Source organism: Micromonospora sp. DH13 (assembly GCF_020873825.1).
Lineage (GTDB): Bacteria > Actinomycetota > Actinomycetes > Mycobacteriales > Micromonosporaceae > Micromonospora > Micromonospora haikouensis.
The window spans coordinates 107,637-128,086 of record NZ_JAHWGR010000017.1; the positions used below are offsets into that span (position 1 = coordinate 107,637).

Annotated in this window: 6 protein-coding genes; 3 read left to right on the forward strand and 3 right to left on the reverse strand. The window is 77.8% G+C overall.

Annotated features, from left to right (window positions below):
• Positions 1-31 precede the first annotated feature (31 nt).
• The 3 genes from LPA42_RS18295 to LPA42_RS18305 form a co-directional block, all read right to left on the reverse strand.
• Positions 32-622, reverse strand: coding sequence for a hypothetical protein (locus LPA42_RS18295; protein ID WP_144082593.1), 591 nt, complete (start codon positions 620-622; stop codon positions 32-34).
• A 126-nt stretch (positions 623-748) separates the two neighbouring features.
• Positions 749-1,762 carry a 3-dehydroquinate synthase gene (locus LPA42_RS18300; RefSeq protein WP_077937008.1) on the reverse strand — a complete coding sequence of 338 codons (1,014 nt, stop codon included), beginning with the start codon at positions 1,760-1,762 and terminating at the stop codon, positions 749-751.
• On the reverse strand, positions 1,753-2,610 hold the full coding sequence (locus LPA42_RS18305) for a hypothetical protein (RefSeq protein ID WP_228986707.1): 858 nt from the start codon (positions 2,608-2,610) through the stop codon (positions 1,753-1,755). The genes LPA42_RS18300 and LPA42_RS18305 overlap by 10 nt, the downstream gene beginning before the upstream one ends.
• A 200-nt stretch (positions 2,611-2,810) precedes the next feature.
• Between LPA42_RS18305 and LPA42_RS18310 the strand changes: the two genes are divergently transcribed.
• Genes LPA42_RS18310 through LPA42_RS18320 form a run of 3 tightly spaced genes read left to right on the forward strand, consistent with a single transcriptional unit; the run spans position 2,811 to position 20,439 of the window.
• Positions 2,811-17,897 carry a type I polyketide synthase gene (locus tag LPA42_RS18310; protein ID WP_228986708.1) on the forward strand — a complete coding sequence of 5,029 codons (15,087 nt, stop codon included), beginning with the start codon at positions 2,811-2,813 and terminating at the stop codon, positions 17,895-17,897.
• Between the two features lie 35 nt (positions 17,898-17,932).
• Positions 17,933-19,528, forward strand: coding sequence for a bifunctional 3-(3-hydroxy-phenyl)propionate/3-hydroxycinnamic acid hydroxylase (locus tag LPA42_RS18315; RefSeq protein WP_077937011.1), 1,596 nt, complete (start codon positions 17,933-17,935; stop codon positions 19,526-19,528).
• A 23-nt stretch (positions 19,529-19,551) separates the two neighbouring features.
• Complete coding sequence (locus LPA42_RS18320) at positions 19,552-20,439, forward strand: cyclopropane-fatty-acyl-phospholipid synthase family protein (RefSeq protein ID WP_077937012.1); 888 nt, start codon at positions 19,552-19,554, stop codon at positions 20,437-20,439.
• Positions 20,440-20,450 lie beyond the last annotated feature (11 nt).

The window sequence follows — 20,450 nt, forward strand, 5'->3', positions numbered from 1 at the left end:
AGGACGACCGGTCGCGTCGGTCGGTCACGCTTCAGTTCCACTTGGTGCACTCCAGTTGCTCGTCGGGATCGTTGCTCGGAGTGGGAGGGTCCCCCGAGCCGACCACGTACCAGCAGGCCCGCACCGACTTGTTCCAGTCCGTCATCGCCGAGCGCCAGAGGTTGACCCCGGCCGTCGTGTAGTTGACGTACGCGTCAGGGAAGAGCGGGGACTGTGCCGCCGGCTTGCGCATCTCGTTCGCGCCGTACTGGGTCAGCTCCCAGAACTGGAACTCCACCTCCCAATCCGTCTCGTCGAAGGTGATCAGCCAGTCCGTCCAGGTCGACTGGCAGCTCGGTGAGTAGTAGAGCGTGCTGGTGCCCTCCAGCAGCTTGACGCTGTCCTCGGGCGACTCGACGAGGATCCGTTGGTCGTCGGCGACCACCTTGTCGGCCAGGCAACCCGCGTCACTGGCCCACTTGCCCTCGCACGTCTCCGCCTTGCAGCTCGCAGCCCGGGCCGCCTGCGGTGGGGTGACAGCCGCGCCACCGACGGCCAGCACGACGGTGAGAGCGGTCGCCGACCCGAGGATGCGCGACCACCGGCTGCGGACGGCGGATGCGGCCGGGGCGAGCCTGCTCATGCCGCGCATGGGCCACTTCTCGATGGGGCTGGGTGAGGTCCGGGAGTCATCATGTCGCCAGCGTTCCCGGGGCCGTCACGGTCGGATCATCGTCCCGTCATCAGCGCCGACGGAGTGCCCTCCCGCTCACCCCAGTGCGGTGCGGACGGCCTCCGGTGGGACGTCCGCCACCAGCTCCGGCCCGGCCGGGCCGTCGAGGACGAACGACAGGCCCGCCGTGGCCTTCTTGTCGCGCCGCATGAGCGCGACCAGCTCGTCGTGGTCCACGTCGGAGGGCAGCTCCGGGTCCAGGCCGTAGCCGGCGACCACCTCGTGGTGCTCGGCGACCCGCTCGGGGCCGATCCGGCCGAGGACGCCGGCGAGCCGGCCCGCGAAGACCGTGCCGACGCCGACGGCCTCGCCGTGCCGCAGCCGGAAGCCCGTGGCGACCTCCAGCGCGTGCCCCAGCGTGTGGCCGTAGTTGAGGATGTGCCGCAGCCCCGAGTCGCGTTCGTCGGCGGCGACGACCCGCGCCTTGAGCGCCACGCACGCGGCGATCTGCTCCGCGACGGGCCGCCCGCGCAGGTCGCCCGCGCCGATGAAGTGGGCGCGGGCGATCTCCCCGTAGCCGTTGCGCCGTTCCCGCTCCGGCAGGGTCGTCAGGTGTTCGGTGTCGCAGAGCACCGCGCGGGGCTGCCAGTAGACGCCGACGAGGTTCTTGCCCTCCGGCAGGTTCACCGCCGTCTTCCCGCCGACGCTGGCGTCGACCTGGGCCAGCAGCGACGTCGGCAGGTGGATGACGGCGATCCCCCGGTGGTAGAGGCCGGCGGCCAGCCCCACCACGTCGGTGGTGGTGCCGCCGCCGCAGGAGACCACCGCGTCGGTGCGGGTCAGCCCGAACTCGGCGAACGCCCGGCACAGCTGTTCCACCGTGGCGAGGGTCTTGTCGTGCTCGCCGTCGCGGGCCGGCACCACCCGGTGCGGCACGCCCGGGTCGGGCGTCCACTCCGGCGGCCGGGCCGAGACCACGACGACCCGCCGCGCGCCGATCCGTGCCACCTCCGCCGGCAGCCGGTGGCGCACGCCCGGCCCGATCAGCACCGGGTAGGCGCGCTCGCCGAGCGCCACCTCGATCCGCGCGGGGGTCTCTGTCACCTGCATGCGGCTGCTCTCTCCTCCGACTCGGGTGTGCGGCGGACCAGCGTCAGCCGCAGCGCCAGCGCGGCCAGCGCGTCGACGTCCGGGGCGATGCCCCACCGGTCGTGGCTGAGCTGCGCGTGGTGGGCCAGCAGGAAGCCGCGTGGCGCGTCCGGGTGGTCCCGCCCGGCGACGTCGGCGACCCGGTCCAGGTAGCGCCGCCACGCGGCCTCGGCCGCCCCGCCCGGCGGCAGGTCGTCCGCCGCGAGGACGATCTTGTCCGCCCCGGCGGCGGCCTGCGCGGCCAGTTCCCGCCGCTGCGCCCCGGTGAGCGCCGCGCCGCGGTCCTGCCAGTGCAGGAAGAGGAACGCGGCCCGGTCGGCCGCGGGCAGCAGCCCGGCCAGGTGCCGCAGGTGCGCCACGGCCAGCGGCAGCTCCGCGCCGGGCAGCCACGGCCCGTCCCCGGCGAGCAGGGCCAGCGCCAGGTCGCTGCCGGCCTGCGCGAGGGGTCCGCCCCGGGCCGGGTCGCGGACCACGTGCGGCTCGTCGACCAGGGAAAACCCTCGGTCGTACGCGCGCAGCCCGGCCCGGACCGCGGCGAGCCCTGCCGCCGACGCGCAGATGCCGAGGCGCAGCCGCGGCCCGGCGGCGGAGCCGGCCGGGGCGACGGGGACGCCGGTGGGGTCGAGCCGGTCGTAGAACCAGCCGGACCCCGGGTCGGCGCGGCGGGCCGCGGCGACCAGCCCGGCGACGACGGTGCCGACCAGCTCGGCCGCCCGGGCGTCCGGGCAGCCGCCGGCCGGCACGGCCAGGCGGGCGAACAACCACGAGCGTTCCAACGACGGCACCTCGACTGACGGAAGGCGGGGCATGGGCGCGACGGTCTGCGCAGGCTCGCCCCATCATCACCTCCGCCGCAGGTCGCGCCGGTCGGTCGGCGGCCGGAACTGGGGACGGGTTAGGGGTGCGACAGGGGTAGGTCGCCGCCACGACGCTGGGAAGACTTGTGCCGTTACGGCGAGCGAGGTCTACGCCGCGGATGGGGAGTCTCGCCGAGCGGACGGATGGTGACATGCTTCGGAGCGACCTGGTCCAGCCGTTGCCCGGTCTGCTGAAGGCGCACGCGGAGGAGTTCGGGGACCGGGTCGCGTTCCGCGACGACCGCCGCGCCGTCCGGTACGCCGAGCTGGCGGCGCGTACCGCCCGGCTGGCCGGGCACCTCGCGGCGGCGGGCGTGGGCCGGGGCGAGCGGGTGGCGTTCTGCCTGGGCAACCGGGTGGAGACGGTCGAGACGTGGCTGGCGGTCACCCGGGCCGCCGCGGTCGGCGTACCCCTGAACCCGCGCTGCACCGACGCGGAGCTGGCCCATCTGCTGGACGACTCGGGTGCGGTGCTGGTCGTCACCGACCCGGAGCACCTCGACCAGCTGCTGCGGCTGCGCGCCGACCGTCCCGCCCTGCGCCTCTGGGTCACCGGCGACGGCGTCGTCGGCGACGACGTGGCCGCCTGGGGCGAGCTGGTCGACGCCGAACCGGGCGTGCCGGCCCGCGACGACCTGGGCCTCGACGAGGTCGCCTGGATGCTCTACACCTCGGGCACGACGGGCCGGCCCAAGGGCGTGCTCTCCACGCAGCGCACCTGCCTGTGGTCGGTGGCGTCCTGCTACGTGCCGATCCCCGGCCTCACCGGCGACGACCGGGTCGTGTGGCCGCTGCCGCTGTTCCACAGCCTGTCCCACATCGGTTGCGTGCTCAGCGTCACCGCCGTCGGCGCGAGCGCCCGGCTCGTCGACGGCTTCTCCGCCGACGACGTGCTGGCCGCCGTCGCCGAGGACTCCGCGACGGTGCTGGCCGGCGTGCCCGCCATGTACCACCACCTGGTCACCGCCGCCCGCAGCACCGGCTTCCGCGCCCCCGACCTGCGGGTGTGCCTGGTCGGCGGGGCGATCACCACGGGGGCGCTGCGCCGGGCGTTCGAGGAGGTCTTCGACGCGCCGCTGCTCGACGCGTACGGCAGCACCGAGACCTGCGGCTCGATCGCGATCACCCGCCCGGACCGGCCCCGGGTCGAGGGCTCCTGCGGGCAGCCCGTGCCCGGCGTCGAGGTGCGCCTGGTCAGCCCGCAGACCGGGGTGGACGTCCCGGCCGGCGTCGAGGGCGAGGTGTGGGTACGCGGCCCGAGCGTGATGCTCGGCTACCACGGCCTGCCCGAGGTGACCGCCGCCGCGCTGCGCGACGGCTGGTACCGCACCGGGGACCTGGCCCGCCGCGACGCCGACGGCAACCTCTTCGTCACCGGCCGGCACCAGGAGCTGATCATCCGGGGCGGGGAGAAGATCCACCCGGCCGAGGTGGAGGACGCGCTGCGCTCGGTGCCCGGCGTCGCCGACGTGGCGGTCACCGGCCGGCCGCACGAGGTGCTCGGCGAGGTGCCGGTGGCGTTCGTCGTACCCGGCCCGGACGGGTTCGACCCCGCCGAGGCGTACGCGGCCTGCCGGGAGCGGCTGTCCTACTACAAGGTCCCCGACGCGCTCTACGAGATCGACCAGGTGCCCCGCACCGCGTCCGGCAAGGTCACCCGCCGGCTGTTGCTGGCACGGCCGGCGCGGCTGCGCGCGGTCAACGGCGGCCACCACGACACGCTCAGCCGGGTCACCTGGCAGCCGCTGGACCTGGCCAGCGCCGAGCCCGCCGCCGAGGCCAGCGCCGAGCCTGCCCCCGGGCCGCGCCGCTGGGCGGTCGTCGGGCCGGGCGGCGCGGCCCTCGTCGAGGCGCTGGCCGTGGCGTCGGCGGGCGACGTGTTCCGGGCGTACCCGGATCTCGCCGCGCTGGGCGAGGACCCGGAGGCGCCCGATGTGGCGCTGCTGCCGGCCGGCGTCGCCGACCCGCCGGACCTCGCCGGGCGGCTGGGCGACCTGCTCGCCGACGCCCGGTACGCCGGCACCCGGCTCGCGCTGCTGACCACCGGCGCCGTCGACGCGTCCACTCCCGACCGCCCCGACGACCCCGACCTGGTGCCGGCGGCCGTGGCGGCGTGGGCGTGGGGGCGCTGCCTGCACGCCGCGTACCCGGATCGGGTCGTGCTGGTCGACCGGGACGCCGACGACCTGTCGCTGGCCCTGGTGCCGGCGGCCGTGGTCACCGGCGTCGCGCAGGTCGCGCTGCGCGCCGGCGCGGCCCGGCGCCCGGTCCTCGGTCCGGCCCCCGCCCACGCGCCCCGCCGGCCGGCGACGGTGGTCGACCCGGCCTCCCCGGCGGTGGTGACCGGGGTCGACGGGCCGACCGGCGCGGCGCTGGCCCGGCACCTGGTCGCGGCGCACGGCGCCCGCCGGCTGCGGCTGGCGCCCGCCGGCCCGCCCGACGCCGCCGCCCTACGGCGACTCGTCGCGGACCTGACCGACGCGGGCGCGACGGTCACCCCGCTGGACGCCGATTCCGTGGCCGCCGAGACCGGTGCCGCGTCCGCCGACGGGCCGGTCGGCGCGGTCCTGCTCTGTCCGTCGGCCGCCGACCTCGCCGACGACGCCGCCGTCGCGGCGCTGCTGACCCTCGCCGGGGCGCTCGACGCCCGGACCCGGCACGCCGCCGCCACGGCGTTCACCGTCGCCGTCCCGGCGGCCCTGCTGCTCGGCGCGGCCGGGCGGGAGCGCGCGGCCGCGGCCGTCGCGGCGCTGCACGCCCTCGTCGCCCGCCGCCGCGCGGCGGGCCTGCCCGCCCGGCTGATCGGCACGACCGACCCGGCCGCGCAGGCGGAGCCGGCCGATCCCGCCGCACCGGCGCAGCCGACCGACGCCGCCGGCCGACCGGTCGGCCCCGCCGCGCCGCCGCACGCGGGCGCCGCCGGTGCCCCGGCGGGCGGGACCGCCGTCGACCTCGCCGCGTTCGACGCCGCCCACGACGGCGACGATCCCGTGCTGCTCGCCGTGCCGGCCGACGCGGCCCACCCCGCCTGGCGGCCCCCCGCCCGCGCGGCGGGCGAGGCCGGCGACGCGGCCGACGCCGCCGGGCTGCGCCGCCGGCTGGCCGGCCTGACCACCGCTGAGGGCGACCGGCTCCTGCTCGACCTGGTGCGCGCCGCCACCGCCGACGTCGCCGGCCTGCCCGGCCCGGCCGCCGTCCGCCCCGGCCGCGCGTTCAAGGAACTGGGCTTCACCTCCGTCGGCGCGGTCGCCCTGCGCGACCGGCTGGCCCGGGCCACCGGGGTACGGCTGTCCGCCACGGCCGCGTTCGACCACCCGAGCCCGGACGCCCTCGCCCGGCACGTCGCCGCCCGGCTGCGCGGCGGCCCGGACGCCCCCGTCGCCCCGGCCGGGCCGGCCACCGCGCCCGACGCCGAGGATCCCGTGGTCATCGTCGCGATGGCCTGCCGCCTGCCCGGCGGGGTGGGTTCCCCGCAGGAGCTGTGGGACCTGGTCGCCGAGGGCCGGGAGGGGCTGACCGGGTTCCCCACCGACCGGGGCTGGGACCTGGCGCACCTGTTCTCCGACGACCCCGACGCCCCCGGCACCTCGTACGTGCGCGTCGGCGGGTTCCTGCCCGACGCGGCGGACTTCGACGCCACCCTGTTCTCGATCAGCCCCCGCGAGGCGCTGGCCATGGACCCGCAGCAGCGGCTGCTGCTGGAGACCTCCTGGGAGCTGTTCGAGCGCGCCGGCATCGACCCCACCTCGCTGCGGGGCAGCGCCACCGGCGTCTTCACCGGTGTCATGCACCACGACTACGCCGCCAACCTGCGCCAGGCCCCGCCCGGCACCGAGGGCTACCTGGGCGTCGGCACCGCCGGCAGCGTCGTCTCGGGGCGGGTCGCGTACGCGCTGGGGCTGGAGGGGCCGGCGGTCACCGTGGACACCGCCTGCTCGTCGTCGCTGGTGTCGCTGCACCTGGCCGCCCAGGCGCTGCGCGCCGGGGACTGCGACCTCGCGGTCGCCGGTGGCGTCGCGGTGATGGGCACCCCGCAGGCGTTCGTCGAGTTCAGCCGGCAGCGCGGGCTCGCCCCCGACGGCCGGTGCAAGGCGTTCGCCGACGCCGCCGACGGCACGGGCTGGTCCGAGGGCGTCGCCGTGCTGCTGCTGGAACGCCGCTCCGCCGCCCGCCGCAACGGCCACCCGGTGCTCGCCGTGCTGCGCGGCAGCGCGGTCAACTCCGACGGGGCGTCCAACGGGCTGACCGCCCCCAACGGCCCCGCCCAGGAACGGGTCATCCGGCGGGCGCTGGCCAACGCCGGGCTCACCGGAGCCGACGTGGACGTCGTGGAGGCGCATGGCACCGGCACCCGGCTCGGCGACCCGATCGAGGCGCAGGCGCTGCTGGCCACGTACGGTGCGGGGCGCGGCGACGCCGAGCCGCTGCGGCTGGGCTCGCTGAAGTCGAACCTCGGCCACACCCAGGCCGCCGCCGGCGCCGCCGGGGTGATCAAGATGGTGCTCGCCCTGCGGCACGGCACGCTGCCGGCGACCCTGCACGTGGACGCCCCGACGTCCGAGGTGGACTGGGCCGGCGGCGCGGTGGAGCTGCTCACCGAGGCGCGCTCGTGGCCGGCGGTGGACCGGCCGAGGCGGGCGGGCATCTCGTCGTTCGGCATCAGCGGCACCAACGCCCACGTGATCATCGAGGCGCCTCCCGCCGACGACGAGGCGCTCCCTGCCGCCGACGCCGCCGACATACCCGCCCCGGGCACCGCCGGCCGCCGGCCGCCGGTGCCGTGGCCGCTGTCCGCCGCCACCGGCGAGGCGCTGCGCGACCAGGCGGCGCGCCTGCTCACCTGGCTCGACGGCCCCGGCGCGGATGCCGACCCGGCCGACGTCGGGCACGCGCTGGCCACCACCCGCGCCGCCCTGGAGCACCGGGCCGTGGTGCTGGCCGGCGACCCGGCCGCCGCCCGCGCCGGGCTGACCGCGCTGACCCGGGGCGAGGCGGAACCCGACACCGCCGCCGTGCTCACCGGCCGCGTCGCCGACGGCCGGCTCGGCCTGCTCTTCGGCGGGCAGGGCGGCCAGCGCCCCGGGATGGGACGCGAGCTGCGGGCCGCGTACCCGGTCTTCGCGGAGGCGTTCGACGCCGCCTGCGCCGAGCTGGACCGCTGCCTCGCCGGGCACGCCCCGCACCCCGTCGCCGACGTGGTCGCCGCCGCCGACGGCACCGACCTCGCCGCCCGGCTCGACGACACCCTCTACACCCAGCCGGCCCTGTTCGCCTTCGAGGTGGCCCTACACCGGCTGCTGGAGTCCTGGGGCGTGCGCCCCGACGCGCTGCTCGGCCACTCCGTCGGCGAGCTGGCCGCCGCGCACGTCGCCGGGGTGTTCTCCCTCGCCGACGCGGCGGCGCTGGTGGCCGCCCGCGCCCGGCTGATGCAGCAGCTTCCCGACGGCGGCGCGATGGTCGCCGTGGAGGCCGACGAGGCGGAGGTGGCCGCCCACCTCACCGACCGGGTGGGACTCGCCGCCGTCAACGGGCCGAGCAGCGTCGTCCTCTCCGGCGACACCGACGCGGTGCTGGCCGCCGCCGCGACCCTGCGCGCCGCCGGCCGGCGCACCAGCCGGCTGCGGGTGTCGCACGCGTTCCACTCGCCGCGCATGGAGCCGATGCTCGACGCGTTCCGCGCCGTGGCCGCCGGCCTCACCTACCGCACCCCGCACCTGCCCGTGGTGTCCAACGTGACCGGTCGGCCGGTCGACCCGGCCCGGCTCTGCTCGCCGGAGCACTGGGTGGAGCACGTGCGCGGCACCGTCCGCTTCCTCGACGGGATGCGCGCCCTGCGCGGGCTGGGGGTCACCACGTTCCTGGAGGTCGGCCCCGGCGGGGTGCTCACCGCGATGGCCCAGGACTGCCTCGCCGACGACACCGCCGACGAGCTGGCCTTCGTGCCCGCCGTGCGGACCGTCGACGGCGAACCGGACGCGCTGGTCGCCGCCGTGGCGCGGCTGCACGTGCGTGGCGTCGCCGTGGACCCCGCGGCCCCCGCCGGCCCAGGGCCGCGTCGCCGGGTCGACCTGCCCACGTACGCGTTCGCGCGCCGGCACTACTGGCTGCCGTACTCGGCGGTGGCCGGCGGGCCCGCCGACGTGGGACTGGCCGACGCCGGGCACCCGCTGCTCGGCGCGGTGCTGCCCGTCGCCGGCACCGGGCAGGTCGTCTGCACCGGGCGGGTCGCCGTCGCCACCCACCCGTGGCTGGTCGCGCCCGACGCCGACGGGCCGGCGCTGCTGCCCGCCACCGCCCTGCTGGACGTGTTCGCCCACCTCGGCGTGCTGCTCGACCTGCCCACCGTGGAGCGACTGCGCGTCCCCGCGCCGGTGCCGCTGCCCGCCGGCCTCTCCGTCGACGTGCAGGTCACCGTCGACGCGCCCGACGAGCACCCGCGCCGGGTGGCGCGCTGCCACGTGCGGGCCGCCGACGGCCAGCCGTGGCGGGAGGTCGCCGAGGCCGTCCTCGCCCCCGCCGACCACCAGGCCGGACCGGCCGCCGCCGCGGCGGTGTGGCCGCCCACCGGGGCCCGGCCCGTCGACCTGGACACCCCGCAGCGGCGGGCGCTCGCCGGCGACCTGGCCCGGGCCGCGTGGGTCGCGGGGGACCGGCTCTGCGTCGACGTACGCCTGCCGGAGGACGCCCGGGACGCCGACGCCGACCGGTACGCGGTGCACCCGCTGGTGCTGGACGCGGCCCTGCGCCTGCTCCCGATCGCCGGCTTCGCCCCCGCCGCCGGGGCCACGGCGCGGCCGACCGCGACCGACTGGGCGGGGGTGCGCGTGCACGCCACCGGCGCGCACGCCCTGCGGGTCGTGCTCGCCCCCGCCGGGGCGGACGCGGTCACCCTCTGCGCCGTCGACGACGCCGGTGACCCCGTGCTCGACGTGGAGCGGGTGGTGCTGCGCGCCGTGGCCGCCCCGACCCTCGCCGGCCCGGCCCCCGCCGCCGCCCCCGCCGGCCTGTACGCCGTGGACTGGCTGCCCGCCGCCGCCCCGGCGACGCCGGTGCCCGCCTGGGCGCTCGCCGACGGCGCGCCGCCGGCCGGCCCGCTGCCGCCGCTGCTGGTGCTGCGGGTCGGCGACGGCGACCCGGCCGCACCGGTGCCCGACCGGGCGCACGCCGTCGGCCTGGACACCCTCGGCGTGCTCCAGCGCTGGCTGGCCGACCCCCGCGCCGAGAGCACCCGGCTCGCCGTCGCCGTCCGCGACGGCGACCCCGCGCACGCGACCGTCGCCGGGCTGGTCCGCGTCGCCCAGGCCGAGCACCCCGACCGGTTCCTGCTGCTGCGCCTCGACGCGGCCGACGACGCGGGGATCCGCACGGCCCTGGCCGTCGGCCCCGACGAGCCGGAGGTCGCCGTCCGCGACGGCCGGGCCCTGCTGCCCCGGCTGCGCCCCGTCGAGCCCCCCGCCGCAGGCTCCCCGGCCCCGACCGGCGGCACGCCCGCGCCCGCCGCCGGCCCGCTGCCGGCGTCGACCGCTCCCGGCCCGCAGCCGGCGGCCGGCTCGACCGCTCCCGGCCCGCTGCCGGCGGGCTCGACCGCTCCCGGCCCGCTGCCCGCGCTGGCCGGCGGGACCGTCCTCGTCACCGGCGGCACCGGCGGGATCGGCCGGCACGTCGCCACCCACCTCGCCACCGCCCACGGCGTCGCCGAGCTGGTGCTGGTCAGCCGCACCGGCCGGCACGCCGACTGGATGGACGCGCTCACCGCCGCCGGGACGACCGTGCGGGTCGTCGCCGCCGACGTCGCCGACCGGGCCGCCCTCGACGCGGTCCTCGCCCCGCTTGCCGGCCGGCTCACCGCCGTCGTGCACGCCGCCGGGGCCACCGACGACGCCCTGCTCACCGGCCTCGACGCCGCCCGCTGGGAGCGGGCCCTGCGGTCCAAGGTGCACGGCGCGTGGCACCTGCACGAGCTGACCGCCGGCCTCGACCTGGCCGCGTTCGTGCTGTTCTCCTCCGCGTCGGCCGTGTTCGGCAGCCCCGGGCAGGGCAACTACGCGGCCGGCAACGCGTTCCTCGACGCCCTCGCCGCGCACCGGCGTGCCCACGGCCTGCCCGCCACCGCCCTGGCCTGGGGCCTGTGGGCCACGCCGGAAGGGATGGCCGGCGCGCTCACCGCCGCCGACCTGGCCCGCCTCGCCCGGGGCGGCACCCGCCCCCTGGACACCGCCGCCGGCCTGGCCCTGTTCGACGCCGCCCTGCACGCCGACCGGCCCGCGCTGGTGCCGATCGGGCTGGACCTGGCCGCCGTCCGGGCCGCCGGGGAGGCGCCCGCCCTGCTACGGGCCCTGCTGCCCCCGCCGCCGCGCCGGGCCGTCAACGCCGACCCCGCGCCCGCGTCCGCCGCCGGGTTCGCCGACCGGCTCGCCGGCCGCACCGAACCCGAACGGGCCGCCGCGCTGCTCGACCTGGTGCGCGCCCGGTGCGCCACCGTCGTCGGGCACGCCGGCGGCGAGCAGATCGAGCCGCGCCGCCCGTTCAAGGACCTCGGCTTCGACTCGCTGATGGCCGTGGAGCTGAGCAACCGGCTCTCCGCCGCCACCGGCGTCCGGCTCGCCCCGCACGCTGTGTTCAACCACCCCACCCCGGAGCTGCTCGCCGCGCACCTGCACGCCCGGCTGCTCGGCACCACCGCCGCCGAGGTCGCCGACGCCGCCACCGTCGCCGCCGACGAACCCGTCGCCGTCGTCGCCATGGCCTGCCGGTTCCCCGGCGGCATCGGCTCGCCCGAACAACTGTGGCGGCTGCTCGACGGCGGCGGCGACGTCATCGGCGACCTGCCCACCGACCGGGGCTGGCCCGACCTGTACGACCCGGTCCCCGGCACCCCCGGCCGCACCTACGTGCGCTCCGGCGGGTTCCTCGCCGGCATCGCCGACTTCGACGCCGCGTTCTTCGGCATCAGCCCCCGCGAGGCGCTGGCCATGGACCCGCAGCACCGGCTGCTGCTGGAAACCTCCTGGGAGGCCCTGGAACGCGCCGGCATCGACCCCGGGACCCTGCGCGGCAGCCGCACCGGCGTGTTCGCCGGCACCCACGGGCAGGACTACGCCGACCAGATCGCCCCCGGCGTCGCCTCCGACGACGGGGAGACCACCGCCGACGAGGGACACCTGCTCACCGGCACCGCCGGCAGCGTCCTGTCCGGCCGGGTCGCGTACGCCCTCGGGCTGGAGGGGCCCGCCGTCACCGTCGACACCGCCTGCTCGGCGTCCCTGGTGGCGCTGCACCTGGCCGCGCAGGCGCTGCGCGGCGGCGACTGCGACCTGGCCCTCGCGGGCGGCGTGTCGGTGCTGTCCAGCCCCGCCGGCCTCACCGGGTTCAGCCGCCAGCGCGGCCTCGCCGCCGACGGCCGCTGCAAGGCGTTCGCCGAGGACGCCGACGGGTTCGGCATGTCCGAGGGCGTCGGCGTGCTCGTCGTGGAACGCCTCTCCGACGCCCGCCGCCGCGGCCACCCCGTCCTCGCGCTGATCCGGGGCACCGCCGTCAATCAGGACGGGGCGTCCAACGGGCTGACCGCCCCCAACGGGCCCTCCCAGGAGCGGGTCATCCGGGCCGCGCTGGCCGCCGCCGGCCTCACGCCCGCCGACGTGGACGCCGTCGAGGCCCACGGCACCGGCACCCCGCTGGGCGACCCGATCGAGGCCGAGGCGATCCTCGCCACCTACGGCCAGCGCCCCGCCGACGCCCCGCCGCTGCTGCTCGGCTCCGTCAAGTCCAACCTCGGGCACACCCAGGCCGCCGCCGGCGTCGCCGGGGTGCTGAAGATGGTCCTCGCCATGCGGCACGGCGTCCTGCCCCGCACCCTGCACGCCCAGCGGCGCACCACCCGCGTCGACTGGGCCGCCGGCTCCGTGGAACTGCTCACCGAGGCCCGCCCGTGGCCGCGCGCCGACCGGCCCGCCCGCGCCGGGATCTCCTCCTTCGGCATCAGCGGCACCAACGCCCACGTCGTCGTCGAGGCCGTCGCCGCCGAGCCGCAACCCGACCCCGCCTCGCCCGCCGACCCCGCCGCCCTGCCGTGGCTGCTGTCCGCGCGTACCCCCGAGGCGCTGGCCGGGCAGGCCCGCCGGCTGCGCGACCACCTCGCCGACCACCCCGACCAGCCGCCCCGCGACGTGGCCTGGTCGCTGGTCACCACCCGGGCCGCGTTCGACTCCCGGGCCGTGGTCGTCGCCGCCGAACCCGACCGGGTCGCCGCCGCCCTCGACGCGCTCGCCGCCGGCCGCCCCGACCCCGACCTGGTACGCGGCGACGCCACCGCCGCCGGGAAGGTCGTGTTCGTCTTCCCCGGCCAGGGCTCCCAGTGGCCCGGCATGGGCCTCGACCTGCTCGATGCGGCACCCGTGTTCGCCGAGCGGATGGCCGCCTGCGACGCGGCCCTGCGCCCCCACCTGGGATTCTCCGTGCTCGACGTGCTGCGTCAGGCCCCCGACGCGCCGAGCCTCGACCGGGTCGACGTGGTGCAGCCGGCCCTGTTCGCGATGATGGTGTCGCTGGCCGAGCTGTGGCGCTCCCACGGCGTGCGGCCCGCCGCCGTCGTCGGCCACTCGCAGGGCGAGATCGCCGCCGCCTGCGTCGCCGGGGTGCTCTCCCTGCCCGACGCGGCGAAGGTGGTGGCGCTGCGCAGCCGCGCGATCCGGGCCCTGGCCGGGCACGGGGCGATGGCGTCCGTGGCGCTGCCCGCCGACGTGGTCCGCGACCGCATCGCCCGCCACGGCGACGCCGTCGCCGTCGCCGCCGTCAACGGGCCCGCCGCCGTCGTCGTCTCCGGCGAGGAGGCCGCCGTCGAGGAGGTGCTCGCCGAGCTGGCCGCCGACGGGGCCCGGGTGCGCCGCATCGCCGTCGACTACGCCTCCCACTCCGCCCAGGTGGAACGGATCCGCGCCGACCTGGCCGAGGCGCTGGCCGGCATCAGCCCCGGCCCGGCCGCCGTGCCGCTGTTCTCCACCACCGACCTGCGCTGGCTCGACGGGCCGGAGCTGGGCCCCGACTACTGGTACCGCAACCTGCGCCAGCCCGTCGAGCTGCACCGGGCCGTGGCGGAGCTGGCCGCGCTCGGCCACGACACGTACGTCGAGTGCAGCCCCCACCCGGTGCTCACCGTCGGCATCACCGAGACCCTCGCCGAGCACGACACCCCGCACGTCGTCGTCGGCTCCCTGCAGCGCGACCAGGGCGACCGGGCCCGGTTCCTGCTCTCCGCCGCCCAGCTGCACGTGCGCGGCGTCGCCGTCGACTGGCGGCCCGCCCTGGCCGGCGGCCGGCGCGTCGACCTGCCCACGTACGCGTTCGAGCACCGCCGCTACTGGCCCCGGCCCGCCACCGGCCCCGGCGACGTCGACGCGGCCGGCCTCGACGCCGCCGGGCACCCGCTGCTCGGCGCGTCCGTGGCGCTGGCCGAGGCGCGCGGGCACCTGTTCACCGGCCGGATCGCCGCCGGCGCGCCGGCGTGGCTGGCCGACCACCGGGTCGGCGAGACGGTGCTGGTGCCCGGCACCGGCCTGGTCGAGCTGTGCCTGCGCGCCGGCGACGAGGTCGGCTGCCCCGTCCTCGACGAGCTGGTCATCGAGGCCCCGCTCGCGCTGCCCGCCGACGCCGCCGGCAACCCCGGAACCGGCCCGGCCGGCGCCGCCGGCAACCCGGGACCGGGTCGCGCCGCCACCCAGGTGCAGCTCACCGTCGGCGCGGCCGACGACGCCGGCCGTCGCCCCGTCGCCGTGCACTCCCGCCCCGCCGACGCCCCGCCCGGCACGCCGTGGACGCGGCACGCCAGCGCGACGCTCTCCGCCGCGCAGCCCGCCCCGCCCGCCGCCGGCCTCGCCGCCTGGCCGCCGCCGCACGCCCGCCCCGCCGACCTCACCGGCTTCTACGCCGGGCTCGCCGCCGACGGCTACGCGTACGGACCGGCGTTCCAGGGGCTGCGCGCCGTGTGGACCGGTGACGACGAGGTGTACGCCGAGGTGGAACTGCCCGCCGGGCAGCGCGCCGACGCCGACCGGTACCACCTGCACCCGGCCCTGCTCGACGCCGCCCTGCACGCCGCGCACCTCGGCGGCATCGGCGACGCCGGCCCCGACCGGCTGCTGCTGCCGTTCGCCTGGAACGGCGTCGCCCTGCACGCCGCCGGCGCGTCCGCGCTGCGGGTCCGGCTCACCCGGGTCGCCCCGCACGCGATCGCGCTGACCGTCGCCGACGCCACCGGCGCACCCGTGGCCGAGGTGGCGTCGCTGGCGATGCGCCCCATCTCCCGCGCCGAACTCGGCACCCGCGACGCCGCCGTCGACGACGCGCTGTTCCGCCTCGACTGGCAGCCCCTGGCCGCGCCGGAGACCCCCGCCCCGGCCCGCGTCGTCGCGCTCGGCCGGGCCGTCGGCGCGTTCCCGCACCACGCCGACCCGGCGGCGCTCGCCCGCGCCGTGGACGGCGGCGCGGCCCCACCCGACGCGGTCCTCGCCCCGCTGGGCTGGTCCGACGCCCCCGCGGCCGGCGCGCCCGACGTGCCTGACGTGCCCGCCGCGTCCGACGCGTTCGCGGGGGAGCCCGACCGGGCGCGGGCCGTCGCCGCAGAGGCGCTCGCCCTCGTCCAGGCGTGGCTGGCCGACCCCCGCTGGGCGGCCACCCCGCTGGTGCTGCTCACCCGGGGTGCGGTCGGCGTGCACAGCCCCGCCGAGGTCGACGACCCCGACGCCGCCACCGCCTGGGGGCTCGTCCGCACCGCCCAGTCCGAGCACCCCGACCGGTTCGTCCTGCTCGACGCCGACACCCCGCCCACCGATGCCGAGCTGACCGCCGTCCTCGCCGCCGCGGAACCCCAGGTGGCGCTGCGCGCCGGCACCCCGTACGCCCCCCGGCTGGCCCGCCGCGTGGAGGCCGCGACGCTCACCCCGCCGGCCGGCGCGACCGCCTGGCGGCTCGACACCACGGCGCGCGGCAGCCTGGAGAACCTCACCCTCGCGCCCACCGACGCCGCCGACGCCCCCCTCGGGCCCCTCGACGTGCGGGTGCGGGTCCGCGCCGCCGGCCTCAACTTCCGCGACGTGCTCAACGCGCTCGGCCTCTACCCCGGCGACCCCGGGCCGCCCGGCGGCGAGGCCGCCGGCGTCGTCACCGAGGTCGGCGCGGACGTCACCGACCTGCGCCCCGGCGACCGGGTCCTCGGCGTCTTCGTCGGCTGCTTCGGCCCCGTCGCCGTCACCGACCGCCGGCTGCTCGCGCCGGTGCCCGACGGCTGGACGTACGCCCAGGCCGCGTCCGTGCCCGTGGTGTTCCTCACCGCCTACCACGGGCTGGTCAACCTGGCCGGGCTGCGGGCCGGCGAGTCCGTGCTCGTGCACGCCGCCGCCGGTGGCGTCGGCATGGCCGCCGTGCAACTCGCCCGCCACCTCGGCGCGACCGTCTACGCCACCGCCAGCCCCGGCAAGTGGCCCGCCCTGCGGGCGATGGGCGTCCCCGACAGCCACCTCGCCTCGTCGCGCACCCTCGACTTCGAACCGCACTTCCTCGCCACCAGCGGCGGACGCGGCGTCGACGTCGTCCTCGACTCCCTCGCCCGGGAGTTCGTCGACGCGTCCCTGCGGCTGCTGCCGCGCGGCGGCCGGTTCGTCGAGATGGGCAAGACCGACCTGCGCGACCCCGACCGGGTCGCCGCCGACCACCCCGGCGTCGCCTACCAGGCGTACGACCTGACCACCGTGGACCCCGACGAGGTCCAGCGGATGCTCGTCGAGCTGATGGGCCTGTTCGCCGCCGGCAGGCTGACCCCGCTGCCGGTGCGCGCCTGGGACGTCCGGCAGGCCCCCGACGCGTTCCGCCACGTCCAGCAGGCCCGGCACGTCGGCAAGGTGGTGCTCACCGTGCCGGCCCCGTGGGACCCCGACGGCACCGTCCTGCTCACCGGCGGCACCGGCCTGCTCGGCGGCCTCGTCGCCCGCCGCCTCGTCACCGGCCACGGGGTGCGGCACCTGCTGCTCGCCAGCCGGGGCGGCCCCGACGCACCCGGCGTCGCCGAGCTGACCGCCGAGCTGACCGCCCTCGGTGCGACCGTCACCGTGGCCGCCGCCGACGTCGCCGACCGCGCCGCCGTGGCCCGGCTCGTCGCCGCCGTGCCCGCCGAGCGTCCGCTCACCGCCGTCGTGCACCTCGCCGGGGTCCTCGACGACGGCGTGGTCACCGCGCTCACCCCCGACCGCCTCGACACCGTCTTCGCCCCCAAGGTGGACGCCGCCCGGCACCTCGACGAGACCACCCGCCACCTCGACCTCGCCGGGTTCGTGCTGTTCTCCTCCGGCGCCGGGGTGTTCGGCGTGCCCGGCCAGGGCAACTATGCCGCCGCCAACGCCTACCTCGACGCCCTCGCCACCCGCCGGCGCGGCGCGGGCCTGCCCGCCCAGTCGTACGCGTGGGGCCTGTGGGAGCAGGCCAGCGCGATGACCGCGAAGCTGGACCGCGCCGACCCCCGGATCACCGCCCGCGACGGGCAGCTCGCCATCGGAACCGACCTGGGCATGGCGCTGTTCGACGCCGGGCTCGCCGCCCCCGAGGAACACCTCGTGCCCACCCGGGTCGACGTGACCGCCCTCGCCGGCCGGGCCAGCGTGCCCGCGCTGATGCGCGGCCTCGTCCGACGTGTCCGCCCCCGGGCCCGCGCCGAGGCAGCCCCCGGCGGCCGGGACCTCGCCGGCCGGCTGCGCGCCCTCACCACCGGCGAGCAGTCCGCCCTGCTGCTGGACCTGGTCCGCGCCGAGGCGGCCACCGTCCTCGGCCACACCAGCCCCGACGCCGTCAAACCCGCCCAGGCGTTCAACGAGATCGGCTTCGACTCGCTGACCGCCGTCGAGCTGCGCAACCGGCTCACCGAGGCCACCGGCCACCGGCTGCCCGCCACCGCCATCTTCGACTACCCGGACCCGACCGCGCTGGCCGGCTTCCTGCGCGCCCAGCTCGTGCCCGACGGCGGCCAGGCCGCGCCGGCCATCCTCGCCGAGCTGGAGAGCCTGGAACGGTCCCTGGCCGAGACGGTCGTCGAGGCGGAGCTGCACACCCAGGTCGCGGCCCGGCTGGAGGTGCTGGTCGCCAAGTGGCGCACCATGCGCGGCGCGTCCGCCACCGACCACGACCTGGACCTGGACCTCGACCAGGCCAGCGACGACGAGATCTTCAGCCTGATCGACACGGAACTCGGGCTGTGACGCCCGACCCGACGCGCGGACCCGGGGGGACGGCGATGACCGACGTACTGATCGTGGGCTACGGCCCGGTGGGCCAGGTGGCGGCGATCCTGCTCGCCCAGCGCGGCTTCACCGTGCAGGTGGTGGAGAAGTGGGCCACCCCCTACAGCATGCCCCGCGCCGTCTCCTACGACGGCGAGGCCAGCCGCATCCTCGCCGCCTGCGACCTCGGCGACACCCTCGACCCGGTGTGCGAGCTGTCCGGCGAATACACCTGGAAGAACGGCTTCGGCCGCACCCTGCTGCACGTCAAGGTCGCCGAGGACGGCCCGACGGGCTGGCCCGACTCGATCTCCTTCTACCAGCCCGGCCTGGAGGCCGCCCTCGCCGCGCGCGGCGCGGCCCTGCCCGGCGTACGGGTGCTGCGCGGCGTCGAGGTGACCGACCTCGCCGACCACGGCGACCACGTCGAGGTGGCCGCCGTCGACGCCGACGGCACGCCCCGCACCTTCACCGCCGACTGGGTGCTCGGCTGCGACGGCGCGAACAGCTTCGTCCGCCGCTGGCTCGGCGCGACCATCACCGACCTCGGGTTCGGCTACGACTGGCTGGTCTGCGACGTCGTGCTGAACGAGCCCGTCGAGTTCAAGCCCAACAACCTGCAGATCTGCGACCCGGCCCGCCCCCGCACCGCCGTCTCCGCCGGCCCCGACCACCGGCGGTGGGAGTTCATGCGGGTGCCGGGGGAGACCCTGGAGGAGTTCCAGACCGAGGCCAGCGTGTGGCGGCTGCTCGGCCTGTTCGACATCACCCCCGCCACCGCCCGCCTCGACCGGTACGGCGTCTACACCACCCAGGCCTGCTACGCCGACACGTGGCGCTCCGGGCGGGTGTTCCTCGCCGGGGACGCCGCCCACGTCATGCCGCCCTTCCTCGGCCAGGGCATGAGCTCCGGCTTCCGCGACGTCATCAACCTGGCCTGGAAGCTGGACCTCGTGCGCCGGGGACTCGCCGACGCCACCCTGCTCGACACGTACGAGGTGGAACGCAAGGCGCACGTGCAGCACGCCATCCGCATGTCCATCGACTCCGGCAAGGTGATCTGCGAGACCGACCCGAAGCAGGCCGCCGGCCGCGACTCGGTGATGCTCGCCGCGCTGCGCCGCCGTACCCAGGCCAAGCACGCCCGGTCGCTGCGCGAGGCCATCGTCGACGGGGTGCTGCACCGCCGCCCCGACGGCACGCCCGCCCCGCGAGCCGGCGACCCCGTACCCCAGGGGCGGGTGGCCGCCGGCGGGCGCACCGGGCGCTTCGACGACGTCGTCGGCGGCGGCTTCGTGCTGATCACCCGCGCCGATCCGGCCGCCGCCCTCGACGACGCCGCCACCGCGTTCCTCGACGCCCTCGACGTCCGCCGGGTCACCGTCCGCCCCGCCGACGCCGACGCACCCGCGATGCCCGCCGACGCGGCCGGCACCGACGTCGTCGACCTCGACGGCGTCTACCTCACCTACCTGGCCGGCGCGGACGCCGACGCCGTGCTGGTCCGGCCCGACTTCTACGTCTTCGGCGTCGCCGCCGGCCCCACCGGCCTGGCCGCCCTGGTGGACGACCTGCGCCAGCAGGTCTCCGCCCGGGTGCCGCAACCCTGACCACCTGCTGCGCAAGGAGTGACATGCTGGAGAACCTCCGCACCCTCGGCCGGGTCATCCGCACCCTGGCCACGAAGGACCCGGTGACCCGGGTCCGCCGCTTCTACGAGATCCAGTCCCCGAACGTGGAGTTCGCCGCCCGCACCACCCGCTACATGAACGTCGGCTACTGGGAGGACGGCGTCACCAGCCTCGACGTGGCCGGCGAGGCGCTGGCCATGAAGCTCGCCGACGCGGCCGGCTTCAAGCCCGACGACACCGTCCTCGACGTCGGCTTCGGCTACGGCGACCAGGACTTCGCCTGGCTGCGCGAGCGCCGCGTCGCCAAGGTGCACGGCATCAACGTCACCCCCCGCCACGTCGAGCACGCCCAGCAGCGCGCCCGCCGCGAGGGCCTGGCCGAGCAGGCCGAGTTCCAGCTCGGCAACGCCCTCGCCCTGCCCTTCGCCGACGGCACCTTCGACCGGGTCGTCGCCCTGGAATCGGCGTTCCACTTCTATCCGCGCAGCGCCTTCTTCGCCGAGGCGTTCCGGGTGCTCAAGCCCGGCGGCACCCTCGCCACCGCCGACATCATCCCGCTCAGCAACGACACCGCCCGCATGTCGATCAACTCGGGCCCGCTGAGCTTCATCAAGTTCAGCATCCCCGACGAGAACTGGCACGACCGCGCCGGCTACGCCGAGCAGCTCACCGCCGCCGGCTTCGCCAACGCCGACGTGCAGTCCATCCAGGACCGCACCTGGGAGGGCTGGCGGCGGTTCCAGGCCAGCCGCCCGTCCGACCCCGCGTTCCAGGCCGAGGCCGACCGCAGCGCCGTCAAGGGCATGGCCAACCACTGGCGCGACGAGACGCTCATCAAGAAGGAACTCGCGCTGCTCGACTACGTCATCGCCGTCGCGCACAAGCCGTGACACCGACGCGG

Coding starts and splice junctions, on each gene's coding strand:
- LPA42_RS18320 (WP_077937012.1), top strand. CDS start 19,552: ATGCTGGAGAACCTCCGCACCCTCGGCCGGGTCATCCGCACCCTGGCC.
- LPA42_RS18315 (WP_077937011.1), top strand. CDS start 17,933: ATGACCGACGTACTGATCGTGGGCTACGGCCCGGTGGGCCAGGTGGCG.
- LPA42_RS18305 (WP_228986707.1), bottom strand. CDS start 2,610: ATGCCCCGCCTTCCGTCAGTCGAGGTGCCGTCGTTGGAACGCTCGTGG.
- LPA42_RS18300 (WP_077937008.1), bottom strand. CDS start 1,762: ATGCAGGTGACAGAGACCCCCGCGCGGATCGAGGTGGCGCTCGGCGAG.
- LPA42_RS18310 (WP_228986708.1), top strand. CDS start 2,811: ATGCTTCGGAGCGACCTGGTCCAGCCGTTGCCCGGTCTGCTGAAGGCG.
- LPA42_RS18295 (WP_144082593.1), bottom strand. CDS start 622: ATGAGCAGGCTCGCCCCGGCCGCATCCGCCGTCCGCAGCCGGTGGTCG.